Genomic DNA, 19,531 nt, shown 5'->3' with positions numbered 1-19,531 from the left:
CAGGCCTCAGTCGAGCAGCGCGAGCGCCGCGTAGTCGCCCACGCGCTCGCCGAGGCCGGCCGGCACCAGCTCTACGCCGGAGGTCAGCGGCGCCAGGTGGGCATGCAGTTCCTGGTCCAGCCGCGGCAGCAGCAGATCGCGGTTGTGCCAGAACACGCTGCCGCCCAGGCTGATGCGCTGCAGGTCGAGCGTGGCCACCAGGTTGTAGAGCATGCGCCCCATGATGCGGCACAGTGCATCGACGGTCTGCAGCGCCGCCGCGTCGCCGGCATGGGCCGCCGCCATCAGTTGCGCCGCGGGTTGGCCGAAGCGGTGCTCCACCCCGCTGCCGGCCACCAGCGCCTCGACATCGCCGAAATTGCCGCAGCCGCACTGGGCGCCACTGTCGTCGTCCACCACGAAGCTGTGTCCCGCATGGCCGGCGTTGCCGTTCTTGCCGCGCAGGATGCGGCCATCCACGCACAGCCCGACCCCGACGCCGGTGCTCCACGTGACGTAGGCGCAATGCTGCACGCCTTGCAGCGCGCCCCAGCGACGCTCGGCCTCGAGTGCGGCCACGCCGTCGTTCTCGACCCGCAGCCGTGTGAAGCGCCGCCGCAGGGGCGCTTCGAGCTGCGCCGTGCGCCACTGGTTCGGCAAGCCGCGCGACGGACCGGACAAGCCGCCGCAGATGTTCGGTGCGGCCAGTTCGACCATGCCGTCATGCAGCTCGAACGGGCCGCAGGTGGAAACACCCACGCAGGCGATGGCGGCCGGATCGACGCCCTGCTGCGCACAGGCCGCGTCGATCATGCGCAGGATCTGCACCGCCACGGCGTCGTTGTCGCCGGTCTTGGCGGTCGGTTCGGTCCGCCTGGCCAGCAACGGCGCGTCGTCCGCGGGCGAGAGGCTGACGGCCACCTTGGTGCCGCCGATGTCGACGCAGGCTCGCATCGCCGCCATCAGATCCAGCGCGCGATCGCGGCGGCGACCAGGCTCAGCAGCACGGTACTGCCCAGCGGCAGGTCCCATTGGCGCCCGAAGGCGCGAAAGGCGAAGTCGCCCGGCAGGCGGCCGAACCCCAGGTAGCGCCGCAACCAGGCGGCCAGGCCCTGGAACACCAGGAGCGCGATCACGATGACGAGCAGCCAGCGAATCATGGCGCCAGTCTACGCGGCCAGCGCGGCCAGCGCGGCGCGATGCAGTTCGGGCGTCGCGGCGGCGACGACGCGGCCGTCCGATTGCAGGCCCAGCGGCTGGCCCTGCCAGTCGGTGATGACGCCGCCGGCGGCCTCGATCAGGCCAGCCGGCCCAAGGTAGTCGTAGGGCTGCAGGCCCGTCTCCACCACCAGGTCGATGGTGCCGCCGGCCAGCTGCGCATAGCCGTAGCAATCGCCGCCGAAGCGGCGCATGGCGCAGCGCCCGCTCAATGCGTCGAAAGCCTGCCAGTCGGCCGGCGCGAAGATGTCGGGCGAGGTGCAGACGATGCGCGCGTCCTCGATGCGCGTGCAGGCGCTGGCATGCACCGGCTGGCCATTGCGCAGCGCGATGGCACCGCGCCCGCCGGCCTCCGACAGGCCCCACCAGCGCTCGCGCAGCACCGGCATGTCGACCATGCCCAGGCGGACACGGCCGCCCTCGAGCACGCCGATCAGCGTGCCCCACAGCGGCGAGCCGGTGATGAAGCTGCGCGTGCCGTCGATCGGATCGAGCACCCAGACGCGGCCTGCATCCAGGCGCTCGCGGCCATGCTCCTCGCCGAAGATGCCGTCGCCCGGGCTGCGTTCGGCCAGGATCCGGCGCATCGCCGCCTCGGCATCGCGGTCGGCCAGTGTGACCGGGCTGAGGTCGTCCTTGGTGATGATCGGCAGGGGCGTGCGGAAATAGCGCATGGACTGCGCCGCCGCCGCGTCGGCCAGGGCGCAGGCCAGTTCAAGGAGGTTGCGCTCGTTCGAATCGGTCATCCCCGCATTAGACTTGAAACTCGTCCTCCAACACCCACCCCCGCCCCATGTCCCTGCGCTGGTCTTCCGATATCGAGAAGCTCGACTGGCAGGCGCTGGCCGCGCTCTACCGCGCCGCGCCGCTGGGCGACAAACGCCCCGAGGGCCTGCGCACGGCGTTCGGCCACAGCATGTTCCGCTTCATCGTGTACGACGGGGCGGCGCTGGTGGGTGCCGGCCGGGCCCTGGCCGACGGCGTCGACTGCGCCTATATCTGCGACATCGCCGTGATGCCCAGCCACCAGGGAATCGGCCTGGGCCGCCAGCTCGTCGAACGCCTGGTTCAGGCCGCGCGCGGGCACCGCAAGATCATCCTGTACGCGGTGCCGGGCAAGGAGGGCTTCTACGAGAAGCTCGGCTTCGCGCGCATGAACACGGCAATGGCCATCTTCCAGAACCAGGCGCAGGCCACGGCCGACGGCTATCTGCAAGGCCGCCCGGCGGAGTCGGCGGCGTGACGGCGAACTCCGCCGCGGCCCTGCTGGACAACCTCTTCTGGCATGCGCTCGCCGGCGACCAGGCCCGGCTCGGGCTGGGAACCGACGAGGTCCGCCGCTACGCGCCCGGCTTTCCGCCGATCGTGGCCTTTGCCGATCCGCGCCGGCCGCGTCTGGACCAGCTGGCCACGCTGGTCGCCCGCAACGAGCCGGTCTATTGCGACGGCTGGGCCGCGGTGGCGCCGCCCGGCTGGCGCGTGGAGCTCGAGGCCCGAATGATCAAGATGATCTGGCGCGGGCCCATGCCCGACGAGGATCCCGCGCCGCAGGCCGTGCGCCTCGGCCCGGCCCACGTGCCGCAGGCGACTGCACTGGCCGAGCTCACGCGGCCCGGGCCCTTTGGTCCGCGCAACCTGGAGATGGGCGAGTACTTCGGCCTGTTCGACGAGCCGGGCGATCAGGCCGGCGCGCCGGCGCGCCTGCTCGCCATGGCCGGCGAGCGCTGCGCCGCCGGCCCGCTGCGCGAGGTCAGCGCCGTGTGCACCCAGCCGGACATGCAGGGCCGCGGCCTGGCACGGCGGCTGATGCTCAAGCTGGTGGCCCGCCAGATGGCGCGCGGCGAGACGCCGGTGCTGCACGTGATGAGCCACAACGAGGGCGCGCTCGGCCTCTACCGGCGCATGGGGTTCGAAGACCATCTGGAAACGGTGGTCCGGGTCATCGCACGAGATTGAGCGGCCACGGCCGCGGAAGGGCAAGGCATGAAGAGGGAACTGCGTCGCATCCTGACCGCGGCCGGCCTGCTGGCCGGCCTGTGCAGCCCCAGCCATGCATTCATGGAGGGGTTCATCGACCAGGAGGACGGCTACTTCGACATGTCGGACTGGCTGGTCAATCGCAAGGGGTTTCTGCCGGTGCCGATCGTGATCACCGAGCCGGCGGTCGGCTACGGCGGCGGCCTGGCCCTGATGTTCGTGCGCAACTCGATGCGCGAGAGCGCCGAGCGTGCCGCCCAGACCGGCCACATGGTGCCCCCGGACATCTTCGTGGTGGGCGCGGCCGGCACCGAGAACGGCACGCGCGCGGCCTTCGGCGGGGGCATGGTCAGCTTCGACGAAGACCGCTGGCGCTGGCGCGGCGGCGTCGCGCGCACCGACGTCAACCTCGAGTTCTACGGCATCGGCGGCGCACTCGACGGCGTCGACCGCAGCCTGGGCTATTCGCTCGACGGCTGGATCTCCAGCCAGAAGGTGCTGCGCCGGCTGGGCGAGAGCAACTACTGGTTCGGGGCACGTTGGATCTACATCGACTTCGACAGCAAGCTGGCGCTGGACGGGCGGCTGTCCCGCCTGCTGCCGGACGAGATGTCGCAGAAGAGTTCCGGCCTGGGCCTGGCGCTGGAGCACGACTCGCGCGACAACATCTTCACGCCCAGCACGGGCTGGGTCGGCGCCATCGACGCCATGTTCTACGAACCGGACTTCGGCAGCGACACGACCTTCCAGTCGTACCGCGGCCACGTCTTCGCCTACTGGCCGCTGGCCAAGACGCTGGTGCTGGGCGGGCGCGCCGACATGCGCGCGGCGCGCGGCAGGGTGCCCTTCTACCAGATGCCTTTCATCGACCTGCGTGGCGTGCCGGCGCAGCGCTACCAGGACGAGAACACCGCCGTGCTCGAGGCCGAACTGCGCTGGGACTTCACGCCCAGGTGGGCCGCCATCGGCTTCGTCGGCACCGGGCGCGCGTGGGGCCGACGCACCAACTTCAGCGAAGGCGACGACGTGCTGACCAAGGGCGTCGGCTTCCGCTACCTGCTCGCCAAGAAGCTGGGCCTGTGGGCCGGCCTGGACTACGCCAGGGGCCCGGAGGAAGACGTCTTCTACATCCAGGTGGGAAGCGCCTGGCGTTGAGCCTGCGCGCGCCCAGCGCGCCAATGCCGGCGTCGGCGACCGCCGACAAGGTCCCACGCGGCGCGCGCCGCGGACTACATCCGATCGGCCCTGCCACCGATCGGCATGCGCCATCGCCAGCGCGATAAAGGAGGCACTGGGCATTCGACATACGCATGCCGCGCTGACCCAGCAGCTTCGGCTTTGGAGAAACGCGATGACAACCACCACCACCCGCCAGGACGTGATTTCTTCGGATCGCGTCGAGGGAACCGACGTGTACGACGTGCTGGGCGACAAGCTCGGCACCATCGACGACCTGATGATCGACAAGATCTCCGGCCAGGTCCGCTATGCGGTCATGGAGTTCGGCGGTTTCCTCGGAATGGGCACCGACCGCTATCCGATTCCGTGGCCGATGCTCAAGTACGACACCGAGCGTGAAGGCTACGTCGTGAACCTGGACAAGCCCACCATCGAAGGCGCCCCCAAGTACGCCAGCGACCGCGTGCCGGACTACGACGACGCCTACGTGATGGGCGTGAACCGCTACTTCGGCGTCTGACCGCCGGTCAGGCCGCCTTCAGTTCCATGGAGGCGGCCAGCTTGGCGCGAACATAGTCGCCAGCGGTGACCGGGCCGTGGCGCGGAGGGTTGGCCGCGTCATGGCACGTGGGCAGGCAACTGACCACCGCATCCTCGCGCGGCCCGGTGAACGCGACCATCGACAGCCGCTGCGTCGATCCCGTGAGTGCCCGCGGCGGGTTGACCACGCGGTGCAGGGTCGATCGCCAGCGTCCGTTGGTCCAGCGGTGCATCAGGTCGCCCACGTTGATGACGAAGCTGTCGGCGATGGCGGGCATAGGTTGCCACGCGCCGTCGCGGTCGCAGATCTCGAGCCCGCCGGGGGCGTCGTCCTGGCGCAGGATGGTCAGGCCGCCGTAGTCATGATGCGCGCCATAGCGCAATTGGCCGGGTGCCGGCTCGACGTCCTGGTCCGGGTAGTTCACGAAGCGCAAGGTCAGGGAAGGCTCGTCGTACATCGGCGCAAACCAGTCTTCGGGCAGATCGAGCGCGAGGGCGGACATGCGCATGAGCCGGCCGCACAGGCCGTGCACGGCGTCGAACCAGTCGTTGATCGTCCGGTCGAAGCCCGGCGGCGAGTTCGGCCAGAGGTTCGGGCGGCCGGCACCGGCCCGTTCGCGCTGGATGGATGCAAACACCAGCGCCTCGCACAGATCGGGCGGCGTCTCGCCCGACAGCGTGGCTGCCACGCTTTCGACACCCATCGGCACATAGCCACGGCTCTTGACGCGCTCGGGCGGCATCAGCGCGGCCTTGTCCGCCGCCGGCAGCGCGAAGAAGGCCTTCGCCTGCGCATAGGCACGCCCAGCCAGTCCGGCGGGCACGCCATGATTCGTGACGATGGCGAAGCCGATGTGCGCCAGCGCGTCGCCGAACCGCTGCGCGACCTCCGCACGCGCGGGAGCATCGCCGTCGAGGAATCGCGCCATGTCGACGACGGGCACGGCCCCGTCATGACGCGTCGTCATTTCCAGGCGCCTCCCGCGTTGCTGTACTTGAGCGAGTAGGCCGCCTTGTAGTCCAGCGACGCGGCGTAGATGCCTGCGCCCGACATGGTCTCGAAAAAGCGCTTCCAGCGCGCGTCGGACATCGCACCGGCGCCGGCCACGGTCGCGTCGCCCGACTTCACCATGGCGCGCTCGCGAAGTTGCTTCATCTTGTAGTGGAAGAGTGCCTCGTCATGCTTCGGGTCGGCTGCCAGCACCGCCTTGAGCGCCGGAGCGTAGTCGCCGTCGATGCATTGTTCCCACCCGGCGCGCGTGGCCTCGACGAAGGCCGCCACGGCCTTGTCATGCGCGTTGATGTAGCTGCGCATGCCGAACACGGTCGACGCATAGTTGTCGTAGCCGTAGTCGGCCAGCAGGATCGACACCGGCGGCTTCGGCAGGGCCCGGCCGAGCAGGATCGCGTCTTCGGTGATGTAGCCCTGCTGCACCGCCTTGGGGTCGGCGAGGAACGGCGTGGACGAGTAGGCATAGGCGCGCAGCTGGCTGTCGTCGAAGCCGTACTTCTGGCGCAGGAAGGCCCAGAACTCGGCCTGCGAGAACTTGGCGACCATCACCGGCCGTCCTTTCAGGTCCTCCAGCCTGGCGACGCCCTGGTCGGCATGCGCCACCAATGTCTGCGGGTCCTTCTGCAGGAAGGCCGCGATGGTCTGGCCGGGGATGCCGCGCGCCACCATGTTGAGCGTCGTGAAGCTCGAGCCCATGCCCAGGTCGAGTTCGCCGGCGGCCACCAGCAAGGGGATGTTGCGGTCCGGACTGCCGCCGATGAGTTCGACGTCGAGCCCGGCCTTCCGGTACAGGCCATTGGCCTGGGCCTGGAACCATCCGCAGTGCTCGGCCTGCGGGTACCAGTTCAGGCCGAAGCGGATCTTCTCCTGCGCCTGCGCGGGCAGGCACATGGCACCGGCAAGCGCGAGCAGGGGGACGGCCCTGCGCAGGCAGGACGAGAGAGGCTTGAAATTCAATGGACGCTCCAGGCGGTTTACGGACGGACATCTGGAGCAATGTCCCGCCGGTGGTGCACCGGCTGACCGCTTCTACTCCGCCGTGCCGGCAAGCAATCCGTGTGCCACCGAAGGCGCTAAAGCGTGTGGCTGCGGTCGCCCTCGGTGAAGCCGACGGCATCCCAAGGCTCGCCGTTGCAAAAACCGATCACCTTGAACAGCTCGCCCATCTCGTGCTCGTGCACCAGCCGCGCGGCCATTGCGCGCTGCGGGGTGTCGGCTTCCTCCATTTGCGCGAGCAGGCCGCAATTGAGGAGGAAGCGCGCTTGGCTGCAGTAGCCGAGCACGGTCATGCCGGCCTCCTGCCCGGCCAGGGCGACGCCGGTGAAGTTCACGTGCGCCGTGATGTCCTTCAACCCCACGTCCGCCAGAGCATTGCCGTCGGCCTGGTGGCCGCGGTGGCACATGACCGTGCCCATGTGGCGCTGCGGGTGGTAGTACTCCGATTCGGGAAAGCCGTAGTCCAGGAAGAATGCGGCGCCGTTGGCCAGCCGCTCGGCCAGGGTGGCGACGAAGGCCTCGGCGGGCAGGTGGATTTCGGTCAGGTAGTCGTGGTCGCCGGGGACCTCGAGCGGCGGCCGCAGGTCGGTCGGCTGGTCGGCATGGACGAGCGAGCCGTCCGGCGCCCGCGCCACGCCGCGCTCGAACCACTTGCCGCCGACGCGCGCCAGCAGCTTGACCGGCATGGCGTCGAGCACCTCGTTGCCGACCACCACGCCGTCCATGGCGTCGGGCAGTTCGCTGACCCACCGCACCTTGTCGCCCCACGCGGCCAGGGCGCGCTGCTGGCGCTCGCGCAGCGTGCCCGACAGGTCGACGATGGTGTAGCGCGCCACGCGCTCGCCGAGGGCGCCGAGCAGCTGTGCCGCCAGCGCACCGGAGCCGGCGCCGAACTCCCACACTTCCTGCGTGCCCGTGTGCGACAGCGCATCGCCGACGGCCACGGCCAGCGTACGGCCGAACAGCGGTGAGAGTTCCGGCGCGGTGACGAAGTCGCTGCCCGAGCGCGGCATCACGCCGAACTTGGTCAGCGCATTGGCGTAGTAGCCCAGGCCGGGGGTGTAGAGCGCGATGTCCATGAAACGGTCGAACGGCATCCAGCCATCGCCGCGCGCCAGTGCGGCGTCGATAATCGGATCCATCGGCTCGTCGTCTCGCGCGTTCGCGTTCGGCTCATTCATTGCAAGGAATCTATCAGGTGCTCCCATCCGCTCACAGGCAGGTGCTGGTGACCGGCGGCGGACGCCGGCTCGGCGCGGCGATCTGCGAAGCCTTCGCCCAGGCCGGCTGGCGGGTCTGGTGCCAGTATCGCGCCTCGAAGGACGAGGCGCTGGCGCTGTGCGAGCGCCTGCGCGCCGAAGGCGGCACGGCGCGGGCGGTCGAGGCCGACATCACCACCGAGGCCGGGCGCCGCGCGCTCATGGCAGAGGTTACCGCCGTTGCGCCACTGGATGCGGTGGTCAACAACGCATCGGCCTTCGAGCCCGACTCGGCACAGGACTTCGCGGCCGATGCAGCCGGGCGCCAGCTCGGGGTCAACCTGATCGCGCCGCTCGACTTCGCACGCCTGCTGGCCGCGCAGCCGCAGCCGGCCGGCACCGCGCCGGCCGACCGCTGCGCGCTGCACATCCTGGACCAGAAGGTCTACAACCTCAATCCCGACTATTTCACTTACACCGTCTCCAAGCTGGCGCTGGAGCGGGCGGTGGCGCTGCAGGCCCAGGCGCTGGCACCTTCGGCACGGGTGTGCGGGGTGTCTCCGGGCATCCTGTATGCAAGCGGGCCGCAGACCGGGGATAATTTCTCCCTGGCGGCGCGCGCCAACCTGATGCGCCGCCCGATCGACCCGGCCGACGTGGCACGAAGCTGCGTCTTCCTGGCCGAGACCGCCAGCGTCACCGGCAGCACGCTCAGCGTGGACAACGGCCAGCACCTGGTGCCCTTGCCCCGCGACATCATGTTCGTCGTCGACGAACTGCTGGCCGGCACGGCGCCTTCCACCCCTGCACCATGACTCACGCCCCCATCGACCCCCTGCTTGCCACCTGCCGCCGCGTCTTCCTGCGCGACTACGAGGTGTGGATCAACATCGGCGTGCACGAATTCGAGAAGCGCGCCGAGCAGCGCGTGCTGATCAACGTCGACCTGTACGTGCCGCTGGACGTGTCGACCCCCACCGCCGACGAACTCGACGAAGTGCTGGACTACGACTTCATCCGCCGCACCGTGGCCGAGCGGGTGCGGCGCGGCCACGTCCAGTTGCAGGAAACGCTCTGCGACGACATCCTGGCGCGGCTGATGGCGCACCCCAAGGTGCAGGCGGCGCGGGTGTCCACCGCCAAGCCCGACGTCTACCCCGACTGCGACGCCGTGGGCGTCGAGGTCTTCAGGAGCAAGCAATGAGCGCAGTGCTCGACCCGCAACAGCAGCAGGCCTACCAGGACGCCCGCACCAAGGCCGAGCGCGAGGCCCGGAAGCTGGACAAGCGCCTGTGCCGGCTGGTCGGCCAGGCCGTCACCGACTTCAACATGATCGAAGCGGGCGACAAGGTCATGGTGTGCCTGTCCGGAGGCAAGGACAGCTACGGAATGCTCGACATCCTGCTCAAGCTGCAGGCCCGCGCGCCGGTGCCGTTCGAGCTCATCGCGGTCAACCTCGACCAGAAGCAGCCGGGCTTTCCGCAGGACGTGCTTCCGAACTACCTGCGCGGGCTCGGCGTGCCGTTCCACATCGAGGAGCAGGACACCTACTCCATCGTCAAGCGCGTGGTGCCCGAGGGCAAGACGACCTGCGGCCTGTGCAGCCGGCTGCGCCGGGGCATCCTGTACCGCGTGGCCGACGAGCTGGGCGCGACCAAGGTCGCCCTGGGGCACCACCGCGACGACATCCTGCAGACCTTCTTCCTCAACATGTTCTTCGGCGGCAAGCTCAAGAGCATGCCGCCCAAGCTGGTGAGCGACGACGGCCGGCACGTGGTGATCCGGCCGCTGGCCTACGTGCCCGAAAAGGAACTCGTGGCCTGGGCCGCGCACCGCGGCTTTCCCATCATTCCCTGCAACCTGTGCGGCAGCCAGGAGAACCTGCAGCGCCAGGTGGTGGGCGACATGCTGCGCGACTGGGAGCGCAAGCACCCGGGCCGGGTCGAGAACATGTTCAACGCGTTGCAGAACGTGGCCCCCTCGCACCTGCTCGATGGAACGCTGCACGATTTCCGCGGTCTCAAGCCCACGGGCGTGCCCGACGCCGATGGCGACACCGCCTTCGACCCGCCGAGCTTTCCGGCGCCGACGGCCACGGTACGCATCGTGCAGGCCTGACGCGCGGCACCGCCTGCCACCACCGCACCTACCGGGAGACAGACCGATGAATGGCGCCCTTCCCACCCGTTGCCTTGCCCCGGCGGCGCTCGCAGTCCTGTTGTCCGGCTGCGCGACGAGCTGGACGGTCGAGAACCAGGTCACCAGTTTCTCGCGGCCACCCGGCGCCACGACACCGGCCACCTACCGCTTCGACCGCCTGCCGTCGCAACAGGCCCAGGAAGGCCCGCAACTCGAACTCGAAGCGATGGCCGCTATCGCCATGAGCAAGGTGGGCCTGCGCCGCGACGACGTCGCGCCACGCTATGCGGCCCAGATCAACGCCCGCGTCTCGGTCCAGATTTCTCCCTGGGCCGACCCGTGGGGACCCGGATGGTGGGGGCCCGGCTGGGGCGGCTACTACGGCCGGCCCTGGCCCTACTACGGCTATCCGCGCGCCGGCTTCGGCTACGGCTACGGCTGGGGCGGAGGCTGGTACGGCGGCGCCGGCGCGGCCTCGCCCTGGTACACCCGCGAGGTGAGCGTCGTGCTGCGCGAACTGCCGGGCAACCAGGTGGTATACGAGACGCGCGCCGTCAGCGACGGCCCCTACGCCGACAGCGGCCCGGTTCTCGCCGCCATGTTCCAGGCCGCGATGCAAGGCTATCCACGCCCGCTGGACGGCGTGCGGCGGGTCGACGTCACGATTCCGCTGGGCCAGGCGCCTCAGGCCGTGCAGCCGGTGCCGGACGGGCTGGCGGCCCCGGCCGCCGGCGATGCACCGGCGCCGGGCGCCACGGCGGCGCCAGCCGCGCCTGCCGCCGCGCCGGCACGGCCCTGACCGCGACATGGAGTTGCCGACCCGCCTGATCGCCGTGCGCCATGGCGAAACCGCCTGGAATGCGGACGCCCGCCTGCAAGGCCAGCTCGACATCCCGCTCAATGCCAAGGGGCGCTGGCAGGCGGCCAGGGTAGCGCAGGCGCTGGCGCAGGAGCCGGTTGCCGCCGTCTATTCGAGCGACCTGGCTCGCGCCTGGCAGACCGCCGACGCCATCGCCGCGCCGCACACGCTGCAGATCCGGCCCGAAGTTCGCCTGCGCGAGCGGGCCTTCGGCCAGTTCGAAGGACGCACCTTCGCCGACATCGAGCGAGAGCTGCCCGAGCAGGCCGAGCGCTGGCGCCGCCGCGATCCCGATTTCTCGCCGCCCGGCGGCGGCGAGGACCTGCGGACCTTCCAGGCCCGCGTGGTCGAGGCGGTGGGCGACCTCTCGGCCCGCCATGCCGGCGAGCTGGTGGTGCTCGTGGCCCATGGCGGCGTGATGGACGTGCTCTACCGGGCCGCCACCCGCCAGGCGTTGCAGGCCCCGCGCACCTGGCTGCTGGGCAACGCAAGCGTCAACCGCCTGCTCTACACGGCGCAAGGGCTCACTCTGGTGGGCTGGGCGGACGACACGCACCTCGCGGGCGACGCGCTGGACGAAGCCGCCGCCTGAGCCACCGCCGCCTCGGCGCTCCGCGCGCCAAGAAGCGGCCGGTTGCGCGCCGCACACGCGGGAAATCCCCGCAGCCTAGATAAGCCAAAAGCAATACGGACTTGTAACATACCGGCCCGGATTGTTAGCTTTTTGTATTATTTTTCGCCACAATGCCCACGATCCAGGGCTCTGGCGGTGAGGCTTGCGCATTTTTGGAAACAGATTGCGTCACGTCCGGGCGATACGCAAGCGCCCTATGCCGTTCGGGCAGCACCCTTTGGCAAATGGCGGCCCAGGGAGCAAGGACGCACCATTCAGTCCGGCCGCGCACACGATCCACAAGGGCAGAAACGCGCGAAGCCGGATACATGAAGTTTCATGGCGTGGTTGACGGAGGTTTGCGATGGTCCGCAGTGCTGAATTTGCCAAGGCAGGGAGGGAACCCGTTCGGGGACCGGCGCGCGGCCAGGACGTGCAGCCATGATGCGGGCCGGCAACGACGCGCCCGGCCAGCCCGGCGCCAACCTCCTGGAGCTCCTCCCCTCGCGCGGCCGCGAGGCCCGGCCCGGTGCCTCCCGCCATCGGCATCCGTGCGCGCAGCAACGCGCATGGGCCGCTGACGCAGGGCGCGCTGGCTGGGCCGCCGATGCGTGGCATGCCGCTGCCTGGGCCTGGCTGCGATGCGCCTGGCTCGGCCAGGCATCCTGGCTGGAACTCGGCTCCGACGGCGCCGCGGTGCGGCAAGCCGGGCTGGCCCCCACACCGGGCACCAGCAGCGCCGACTGGGTGGCCCAGGTCGACACCGCCCGCCGCGCGGCAGGCAGCAGCCCGGGCGGGGCCGAAGACATCTGCTGGCAGGCGATCGACGTCGCCACCGCCGCGGCATTGGCAAATGCTGGCGCCCATGCATGCATCGGCCTCGAGGCGGACGCGCTGTACCTCGACGACCCGCTGGACCGCATCGACCCCGCGGTGGCCCGATCGTGGCTGGCCGCCCTCGAGGAAGTCGCACAGCAGCTGCACGACATGCCGCAGGCGCCGCTGGCGCAATGCCCCGCGCTGGCGGCAGAGGACCGTGCGCGCCAGCTGGAACAATTCAATGCGCCGCTGCCGGCGCTCGATCGGTCGCTCACGGTAGACGGGACCTTTGCGCGCCGCGTGCAGGACGACCCGGCGGCCATCGCCGTGATCGACGGTCCGCTGCAGTGGAGCTACGCGGTGCTGGACCGCCAGTCGCGCCATGTGGCGGCACGGCTGGCCGCCGAGGGCGTGGTGCCCGGCGACCGCGTCGGCGTGCTGATGGAACGCTCGGCGTCGGCGCTGGCGAGCCTGCTGGGCATCCTCCGTGCCGGCGCCATTTACCTGCCCGTCCAGCCCGACTTTCCGGCCGGGCGCATCGCCTACATGCTGGACGATGCCGGAGTTCGCGTCCTGCTCATTGGCGCCGGCGCCGAGCTGCCCGCCATCCTGCCCCAGGGCATGCGGGTGCTCGCGGCCGACGCGCCGGACGACGCGCCGGGCGGACCACAAGCCGAGCCGACGCACGACGGCAGTGCCGGCGCCTACGTGATGTACACGTCCGGCTCGACCGGCCAGCCCAAGGGCATCGAGATCCAGCACAGTGCAATCCTGCGGCTGGTGACGCGGCCCAACTTCGTGCGCCTCGAGCGCGGCGACCGCGTGCTGCACGCAGCGCCGCTCGGATTCGACGCCGCCACGCTGGAAATCTGGGGGCCGCTGCTCAACGGCGGCTGCTGCGTCGTGCATGACGAGCGGGTGCCCAGCGGTCCCGGCCTGCAGCGCACCATCGCCGCGCACCATGTGCGCACGGCCTGGCTGACCGCGGCGCTGTTCAACGCGGTGGTCGACGACGACCCGGCCCACTTGCAGGGGCTGGAGCAATTGCTGGTCGGCGGCGAAGCGCTATCGGTCCCCCACGTCCGTCGCGCGCAGGCGGCGCTGCCGGGCACGTCGCTCATCAACGGTTACGGGCCGACCGAGTGCACCACCTTCGCCGCGACGCACGCGATCGCGCGCCCGCTGGCCGAGACCGCGCGCTCCATTCCCATCGGCAAGCCGATCAACGCCACCGTGCTGCGGGTGCTGTCGCCGAACCTCGCGATGCTGCCCGAAGGCATGGCGGGCGAGCTGTGCATCGGCGGGCATGGCCTGGCCCGCGGCTACCTGAACCGCCCGGCACTCGACACCGAACGCTTCGTCCCGGACCCGTTCGGTGCCCCGGGCGAGCGCCTGTACCGCACCGGCGACCTGGCACGCTGGCTGCCCGACGGCACGGTGGACTGCCTGGGCCGGATGGACGACCAGGTGAAGATCCGTGGCCACCGGGTCGAGCTGGGCGAGATCGAAGCGGCGCTGATGAGCCACGCCGGCGTGCGCTCGGCCGCCGTGCTGGCGCGTGCCGACGATGGCGAGCAGCTGCGCCTGGTGGCCTACCTGGTGGCGCATGGCGAACCGGTGCCGTGGAGCGCGCTGCGCGAATACCTGGCGCAGCGGCTGCCCGACGCGTTCCTGCCGGCGGCGCAGGTCTGGCTCGAACAGTTGCCGGTGACCGCCAACGGCAAGCTGGACCGCCGGGCGCTGCCCGAGCCGGCGCGCGAGCGGCCGGAACTGGCCCAGGCCTACGAGGAGCCGCGCAACGCCGCCGAGGCCAGCGTGTGCGCGGCGTTCGGCCGGGCGCTAGGGTTCGACCGCGTCGGGCGCCTCGACAACTTCTTCGACCTGGGCGGCGATTCGCTGCGCGTGCAACGCGTGCTCGCCGATCTGAAGAACGACCACCCCGCGTCCGCGCTGTCGGCCAACCTGTTCTTCCGCCAGCCCACGCCGCAAGCCCTGGCGCGGGCGATCGACGCCGGCGGCGATGCGAGTTCTTCGCTGCCCGCGAGCGCGCCGGGCGGCAGCGCGCCGGGCGGCAGCGCGCCGGCCGCGGACCGCGGGCGCGAGGCAGTGGCGCTGATCGCCATGTCGGGCCGCTTCCCGGGTGCCGACGACGTCGAGGCGCTCTGGGAAAACCTGGTGGCGGGCCGCGACACGATCACCATGTTCGACGACGCCACGCTCGACGCCGGCGTCAGCGCGGCTTTGCGTGCCGACCCCGACTACGTCAAGGCACGCGGCGTGATCGACGACGTGGAGAATTTCGACGCGGCCTTCTTCGGCATCAACCCGAAGGAAGCCGAACTGATGGACCCGCAGCAGCGCATCTTCCTCGAGTTGTGCTGGGAATGCATGGAGCGCGGCGGCTATGCGCCCGATCGTTGCGAGCGCCTGGTTGGCGTGTGGGGCGGCATGTACAACGCCACCTACTTCCAGCGCCACCTGAGCACGCGGCCCGACCTGGTCGAGGCAGTCGGCGAATTCCAGGTGATGCTGGGCAACGAGAAGGACTACATCGCCAGCCGGGTGGCGCACCGCCTGAACCTGCATGGTCCGGCGGTGAGCGTCCACACTGCCTGCTCGACCTCGCTGGTGGCCGTGCACCAAGCCTTCCGCGCGCTGCAGAACGGCGACTGCGACATGGCCCTCGCGGGCGGCGTCGCCGTCACCTGCCCCCCGCGCAGCGGCTATCTCTACAACGAGGGCTCGATGCTCTCGCCGGACGGGCACACGCGCAGCTTCGACAGCCGCGCCAGGGGCACCGTCTTCAGCGACGGCGCGGCCGTGGTGCTGCTCAAGCGCCTGTCGGACGCACTGGCCGATGGCGACCCGATCTACGCCGTGCTGCGCGGAACCGCCGTCAACAACGACGGCGGTGCCAAGGCGAGCTTCACCGCGCCCAGCGTGGACGGGCAGGCGCAGGTGATCGGCGCGGCCCTGGCCAACGCCGGGGTCGATCCGCGCAGCATCTCGTACGTGGAGACGCACGGCACGGCCACGCCGATGGGCGACCCCGTCGAGATCGAGGCCCTCACGCAGGCCTGGCGCCAGCACACGACGGACACCGGCTTCTGCCGCATCGGCTCGCTCAAGAGCAACGTCGGCCACATGGTGATCGCCGCAGGCGCTTCGGGACTGATCAAGGCGGCCCTCTCGCTGCACCACGAGAAGCTGCCGGCGTCGCTGCATTTCGAGTCGCCCAACCCGGCCATCGATTTCGACGCCACGCCGTTCCGGGTGAACGACCGGCTGTCCGCCTGGCCGCGCCACGACGCCACGCCGCGGCGGGCCGCCGTCAGCGCGTTCGGCGTCGGTGGCACCAACGCGCATGTGATCGTGCAGGAGGCGCCGCTGCGCGCACCGTCCGAGGCCGGCGAAGGACCGCACCTGCTGCAGCTGTCGGCACGCACACCCACCGCGCTGGCCGCCGCCTGCGCGCGGCTGGCGGAGCATCTCGAGGCGCACCCGGACATCCCGCTGGCGGACGTCGCCCACACGCTGCGCGTCGGCCGCACGCCTTTCGCACAGCGCGCGGTGGTCGTGGCCGATACGCCCGCGCAGGCCGCCGCCGCGCTGCGCACGGCCGACGCGCCGCGCCGAGCACAGGGCGCGACCGGCGCGCGCGTGCCGCAACCCGTTTTCATGTTTCCCGGCCAGGGCGCGCAGTACCCCGGCATGGGACGCACCCTTTATGCCAGCGGCCGCGCACCCCGGGCGGCGTTCGATGATGTCTTGCAATGCTTCGACGGGGTTCTGCCCTTCGATCTGAGCGAGCGCATGTTCTCGCCCGACCCCGCGGCGCTGGCGCCAACTTCGGTCACGCAGCCGGCAACCTTCGCGCTCGAGTACGTGCTGGCCCGGCAACTGCTCGGTCTCGGGCTGCAGCCCGCGGCGCTGATCGGCCACAGCGTGGGCGAATTCGTCGCCGCCGTGCTCGCCGGCGTGATGCGCCTCGAGGACGCGACCCGCCTGGTCGCCCGCCGCGGCGAACTGATGCAGGCGCTGCCGCCCGGCGTGATGCTGTCGGTGCGCTTGCCGGCCGAACAGTTGCAGGCGCGTCTTCCGGAAGGGCTCTCGCTGGCGGCGGACAACGGCCCGCAGGTCAGCGTCGCGGCAGGCCCGGCCGACGCGATCGAGGCGCTGCGCGCCGCGCTGGAAGCCGACGGCGTGGTCGCGCGCGTGCTGCAGACCTCGCATGCCTTCCACTCCGCCATGATGGACCCGGCCGTCGCTCCCTTCGAGCAACTGGTGCGCGGCATCGAACTCCAGGCGCCGCACCTGCCGCTGTATTCCACTCTCACCGGCGCCCTGCTGGCTCCGCACGAAGCGACCGACCCGCGCTACTGGGCACGGCACCTGCGCGAGCCGGTGCGCTTCTCGCCCGCGGTGCGCACGGCGACCGCTGCGCTGCCCGGTGCGGTGTTCGTCGAGCTCGGCCCGCGCAATACGCTGGCGACGCTGGTGCGCCAGCACGGCGGCGCGGCGCCGGCGCTGTCGCTGCTGTCGGACACGCCGGCCGAAGAAGCGCATGCATGGCGACTCGCCGCCGGACGCCTGTGGGCGCTGGGCGCCGGACTCGACCTGGCTGCCCTGGACGCGCGCAACGACAAGCGGCGCCTGTGCCTGCCGACCTACCCGTTCGAACGCAAGCGCTGCTGGGTGGATATCGCGCATGCGCCGGCGGCCGCCGTGACCGCCATCACTTCTGTGTCCATGCCCGTGGCCGAACCGGTCGCGGCCCTCCCTCTTCCAATGCCGACCCCTGCAATTCCGGAGCCGACCATGACCGCCGCCAGCACCGACCGCCGCGCCGACCTCGCCCAGCGCCTGCGCACCCTGTTCGAGGACATTTCCGGCATCGACCTGGCACAGGCCGATGTCTCGTCGCCGTTCGTCGAACTGGGCCTCGATTCGCTCACGCTCACCCAGGCCGCAACGCAGGTGAAGAAGACCTTCAAGGTCAACGTCACGTTCCGCCAGCTGATGGAGAGCTTGCGCAGCTTCGGCGCACTGGCCGAGTACCTCGACGGCAGCCTGCCGCCGGAGCAATCCGCGCCGGCGGCAGCCGCGGCTGGCAATGTTCCGGCGGCCACCGCCGCGGCAGCGCCGGCCATGCTGCCAGTGTCGCCCACCCTGCCGGCGGCAATGGCCGTCCCGATGCAGCCGATGGCCGGACTGCCGATCGGCGAGGGGTCGCTGGTGCAGCAGTTGATCGCACAGCAGATGCAACTGATGCAGCAGCAGCTGGCCTTGCTCTCAGGCGGTGCGAGCATGCAGCAAGGCGTTGCGCCGGCCGCGGTTCAGCCCGTGCCTGCCGCGCCTGCAGCCGCCGAGACATCCGCACAGGCCGCACAGCCCACGCCGGCCGCCGCCGGCCAGCCGGCCGCGCCAGCAGACGATGCGCAGGGCCCGATCAAGTACGACGTGAAGAAGGCCTTCGGCGCCATCGCTCGGATCCACACGCAGAACAAGGAGATCACCGAGCGGCAGAAGGCGCGCCTGTCGGCCTTCGTGCGGCGCTACACCGAGCGCACGGCCCGGAGCAAGGAATTCACCGTCGCCAACCGTCCGCACATGGCCGACCCGCGCGTGGTCAACGGGTTCCGGCCGGTAACCAAGGAGATCACCTACCAGGTCGTCATCGAGCGCACCAAGGGATCGCGCATGTGGGACCTGGACGGCAACGAATACGTGGATGTGCTCAACGGGTTCGGCATGAACCTGTTCGGCTGGCAACCCGACTTCGTGCAGGAGGCCGTGCGCAAGCAGCTGGACCTGGGCTACGAGATCGGGCCGCAGCACCCCCTCGCGGCGGACGTCACCAGGCTGATCTGCGAACTGACCGGATTCGACCGCGCCGCGCTGTGCAACACCGGCTCTGAATCGGTGATGGCGGCGGTGCGCATCGCCCGTACCGTCACCGGGCGCAACACGGTCGTGCTGTTCACCGGCTCCTATCACGGCACCTTCGACGAAGTGCTGGTGCGCGCAGGCCGCAACGCCAAGGGGCTGCCGGCCGCACCGGGCATCATGAGCGGCATGTTCGGCGACGTGCGGGTGCTCGAATACGGCACGCCCGAATCGCTGCAGTTCATCCGCGACAACGCCGACGACCTGGCCGCGGTGCTGGTCGAAGTCGTGCAGAGCCGGCGCCCCGACTTCCAGCCGCGCGAGTTCGTGCACGAGCTGCGCGCCATCACCGAGCAGTCGGGCACCTGCCTGATCTTCGACGAGGTGATCACCGGCTTTCGCGCGCATCTGCGGGGGGTGCAGGCCATCTTCGGCGTACGCGCCGACCTGGCCTGCTACGGCAAGGTGATCGGCGGCGGGTTCCCCGTCGGAGTGATCGCCGGCAAGCGCCAGTTCATGGACGCGCTCGACGGCGGTGCCTGGCAGTACGGCGACGACTCCATTCCCAGCGTGGGCGTGACCTACTTCGCCGGCACCTTCGTGCGCCACCCGCTGGCACTGGCTGCGTGCAAGGCTTCGCTCGAGCACCTCAAGCAGGCCGGCGAAGGCCTCCAGACGCAGCTCAACCTGCACACGGCGGCCATGGCCGACGAACTCACGGCCTTCTGCCGCGAGGTCGGCGCGCCGATCGAGATCCGCTATTTCGCGTCGCTGTGGCGGGTCAGCTGGCAGGAAGACCATCCGCTGCAGGACCTGCTGTTCGCCATGATGCGCAGCCGCGGCGTGCACATCCTCGACAACTTCCCCTGCTTCATGACCACGGCGCACACGCACGAGGACATCGCGCTGATCAAGCAGGCCTTCAAGGAATCCGTGGCGGAGCTGCAGGAGGCGGAGTTCCTGCCGCGCAATGCCACCGCCAGCGCGGGCATGGACGCCTCGCGCCCGCCGCTGCCCAATGCGCGGCTGGGCCGCGACAAGGACGGCCAGCCGGCATGGTTCATTCCCGACCCGGCAGCGGCGGGCAAATTCAAACGCGTGGAAGCGTGACGACG

16 protein-coding genes are annotated in these 19,531 nt (G+C 70.5%); 10 read left to right on the top strand and 6 right to left on the bottom strand.

Annotation, left to right across the window (positions count from 1 at the left end):
* Nucleotides 1–6: 6 nt before the first annotated feature.
* The 3 genes from VES41_RS08895 to VES41_RS08885 are packed head-to-tail and all read right to left on the bottom strand — an operon-like array spanning nt 7 to nt 1,943.
* A complete protein-coding gene (locus VES41_RS08895; protein WP_324815687.1) occupies nt 7–933 on the bottom strand; it encodes an ROK family protein in 927 nt (308 codons plus the stop codon).
* An 8-nt stretch (nt 934–941) separates the two neighbouring features.
* Complete coding sequence (locus VES41_RS08890) at nt 942–1,139, bottom strand: DUF2905 domain-containing protein (protein ID WP_324815685.1); 198 nt, start codon at nt 1,137–1,139, stop codon at nt 942–944.
* Between the two features lie 9 nt (nt 1,140–1,148).
* Nucleotides 1,149–1,943 (bottom strand): inositol monophosphatase family protein, encoded by a 795-nt coding sequence (locus VES41_RS08885; protein ID WP_324815683.1) that lies wholly within the window; start codon nt 1,941–1,943, stop codon nt 1,149–1,151.
* Between the two features lie 47 nt (nt 1,944–1,990).
* On the opposite strand from VES41_RS08885, the gene VES41_RS08880 reads away from it, so the two are divergent.
* The 4 genes from VES41_RS08880 to VES41_RS08865 all read left to right on the top strand — a co-directional run bounded on the left by VES41_RS08880 (nt 1,991) and on the right by VES41_RS08865 (nt 4,873).
* A complete protein-coding gene (locus tag VES41_RS08880) occupies nt 1,991–2,440 on the top strand; it encodes a GNAT family N-acetyltransferase (RefSeq protein WP_324815681.1) in 450 nt (149 codons plus the stop codon).
* Complete coding sequence (locus tag VES41_RS08875) at nt 2,437–3,153, top strand: GNAT family N-acetyltransferase (RefSeq protein ID WP_324815678.1); 717 nt, start codon at nt 2,437–2,439, stop codon at nt 3,151–3,153. Before VES41_RS08880 ends, VES41_RS08875 begins: the two co-directional genes overlap by 4 nt.
* Before the next feature lie 27 nt (nt 3,154–3,180).
* Nucleotides 3,181–4,329, top strand: a complete 1,149-nt coding sequence (locus VES41_RS08870; protein ID WP_324815675.1) for a glyceraldehyde-3-phosphate dehydrogenase — start codon at nt 3,181–3,183, stop codon at nt 4,327–4,329.
* Between the two features lie 196 nt (nt 4,330–4,525).
* Nucleotides 4,526–4,873, top strand: coding sequence for a PRC-barrel domain-containing protein (locus VES41_RS08865; protein ID WP_324815673.1), 348 nt, complete (start codon nt 4,526–4,528; stop codon nt 4,871–4,873).
* 7 nt (nt 4,874–4,880) lie between these two features.
* On the opposite strand, the gene VES41_RS08860 is transcribed toward VES41_RS08865, so the two are convergent.
* From VES41_RS08860 to VES41_RS08850, 3 genes are all read right to left on the bottom strand, one after another.
* On the bottom strand, nt 4,881–5,861 hold the full coding sequence (locus VES41_RS08860; RefSeq protein ID WP_324815670.1) for an isopenicillin N synthase family dioxygenase: 981 nt from the start codon (nt 5,859–5,861) through the stop codon (nt 4,881–4,883).
* Nucleotides 5,858–6,862 carry an ABC transporter substrate-binding protein gene (locus VES41_RS08855; RefSeq protein ID WP_324815667.1) on the bottom strand — a complete coding sequence of 335 codons (1,005 nt, stop codon included), beginning with the start codon at nt 6,860–6,862 and terminating at the stop codon, nt 5,858–5,860. Before VES41_RS08855 ends, VES41_RS08860 begins: the two co-directional genes overlap by 4 nt.
* A gap of 116 nt (nt 6,863–6,978) precedes the next feature.
* On the bottom strand, nt 6,979–8,043 hold the full coding sequence (locus VES41_RS08850) for a class I SAM-dependent methyltransferase (RefSeq protein ID WP_324815767.1): 1,065 nt from the start codon (nt 8,041–8,043) through the stop codon (nt 6,979–6,981).
* 56 nt (nt 8,044–8,099) lie between these two features.
* On the opposite strand from VES41_RS08850, the gene VES41_RS08845 reads away from it, so the two are divergent.
* The 6 genes from VES41_RS08845 to VES41_RS08820 all read left to right on the top strand — a co-directional run bounded on the left by VES41_RS08845 (nt 8,100) and on the right by VES41_RS08820 (nt 19,526).
* Nucleotides 8,100–8,915 (top strand): SDR family oxidoreductase, encoded by an 816-nt coding sequence (locus tag VES41_RS08845; protein WP_324815664.1) that lies wholly within the window; start codon nt 8,100–8,102, stop codon nt 8,913–8,915.
* Nucleotides 8,912–9,304: a dihydroneopterin aldolase gene (locus tag VES41_RS08840; RefSeq protein ID WP_324815662.1), complete on the top strand. Its 393-nt coding sequence runs from the start codon at nt 8,912–8,914 to the stop codon at nt 9,302–9,304. The genes VES41_RS08845 and VES41_RS08840 overlap by 4 nt, the downstream gene beginning before the upstream one ends.
* Nucleotides 9,301–10,218: a tRNA 2-thiocytidine(32) synthetase TtcA gene (gene ttcA, locus VES41_RS08835; protein ID WP_324815660.1), complete on the top strand. Its 918-nt coding sequence runs from the start codon at nt 9,301–9,303 to the stop codon at nt 10,216–10,218. The genes VES41_RS08840 and ttcA overlap by 4 nt, the downstream gene beginning before the upstream one ends.
* A 46-nt stretch (nt 10,219–10,264) precedes the next feature.
* On the top strand, nt 10,265–11,038 hold the full coding sequence (locus VES41_RS08830) for a DUF4136 domain-containing protein (RefSeq protein ID WP_324815659.1): 774 nt from the start codon (nt 10,265–10,267) through the stop codon (nt 11,036–11,038).
* Between the two features lie 7 nt (nt 11,039–11,045).
* A complete protein-coding gene (locus VES41_RS08825) occupies nt 11,046–11,690 on the top strand; it encodes a histidine phosphatase family protein (protein ID WP_324815657.1) in 645 nt (214 codons plus the stop codon).
* A gap of 462 nt (nt 11,691–12,152) precedes the next feature.
* Nucleotides 12,153–19,526, top strand: a complete 7,374-nt coding sequence (locus tag VES41_RS08820) for a polyketide synthase (protein WP_324815654.1) — start codon at nt 12,153–12,155, stop codon at nt 19,524–19,526.
* Nucleotides 19,527–19,531 lie beyond the last annotated feature (5 nt).

Source organism: Variovorax sp., assembly GCF_035634955.1.
Lineage (GTDB): Bacteria > Pseudomonadota > Gammaproteobacteria > Burkholderiales > Burkholderiaceae_C > Variovorax.
This window is presented reverse-complemented; position numbering and strand designations above follow the sequence as displayed.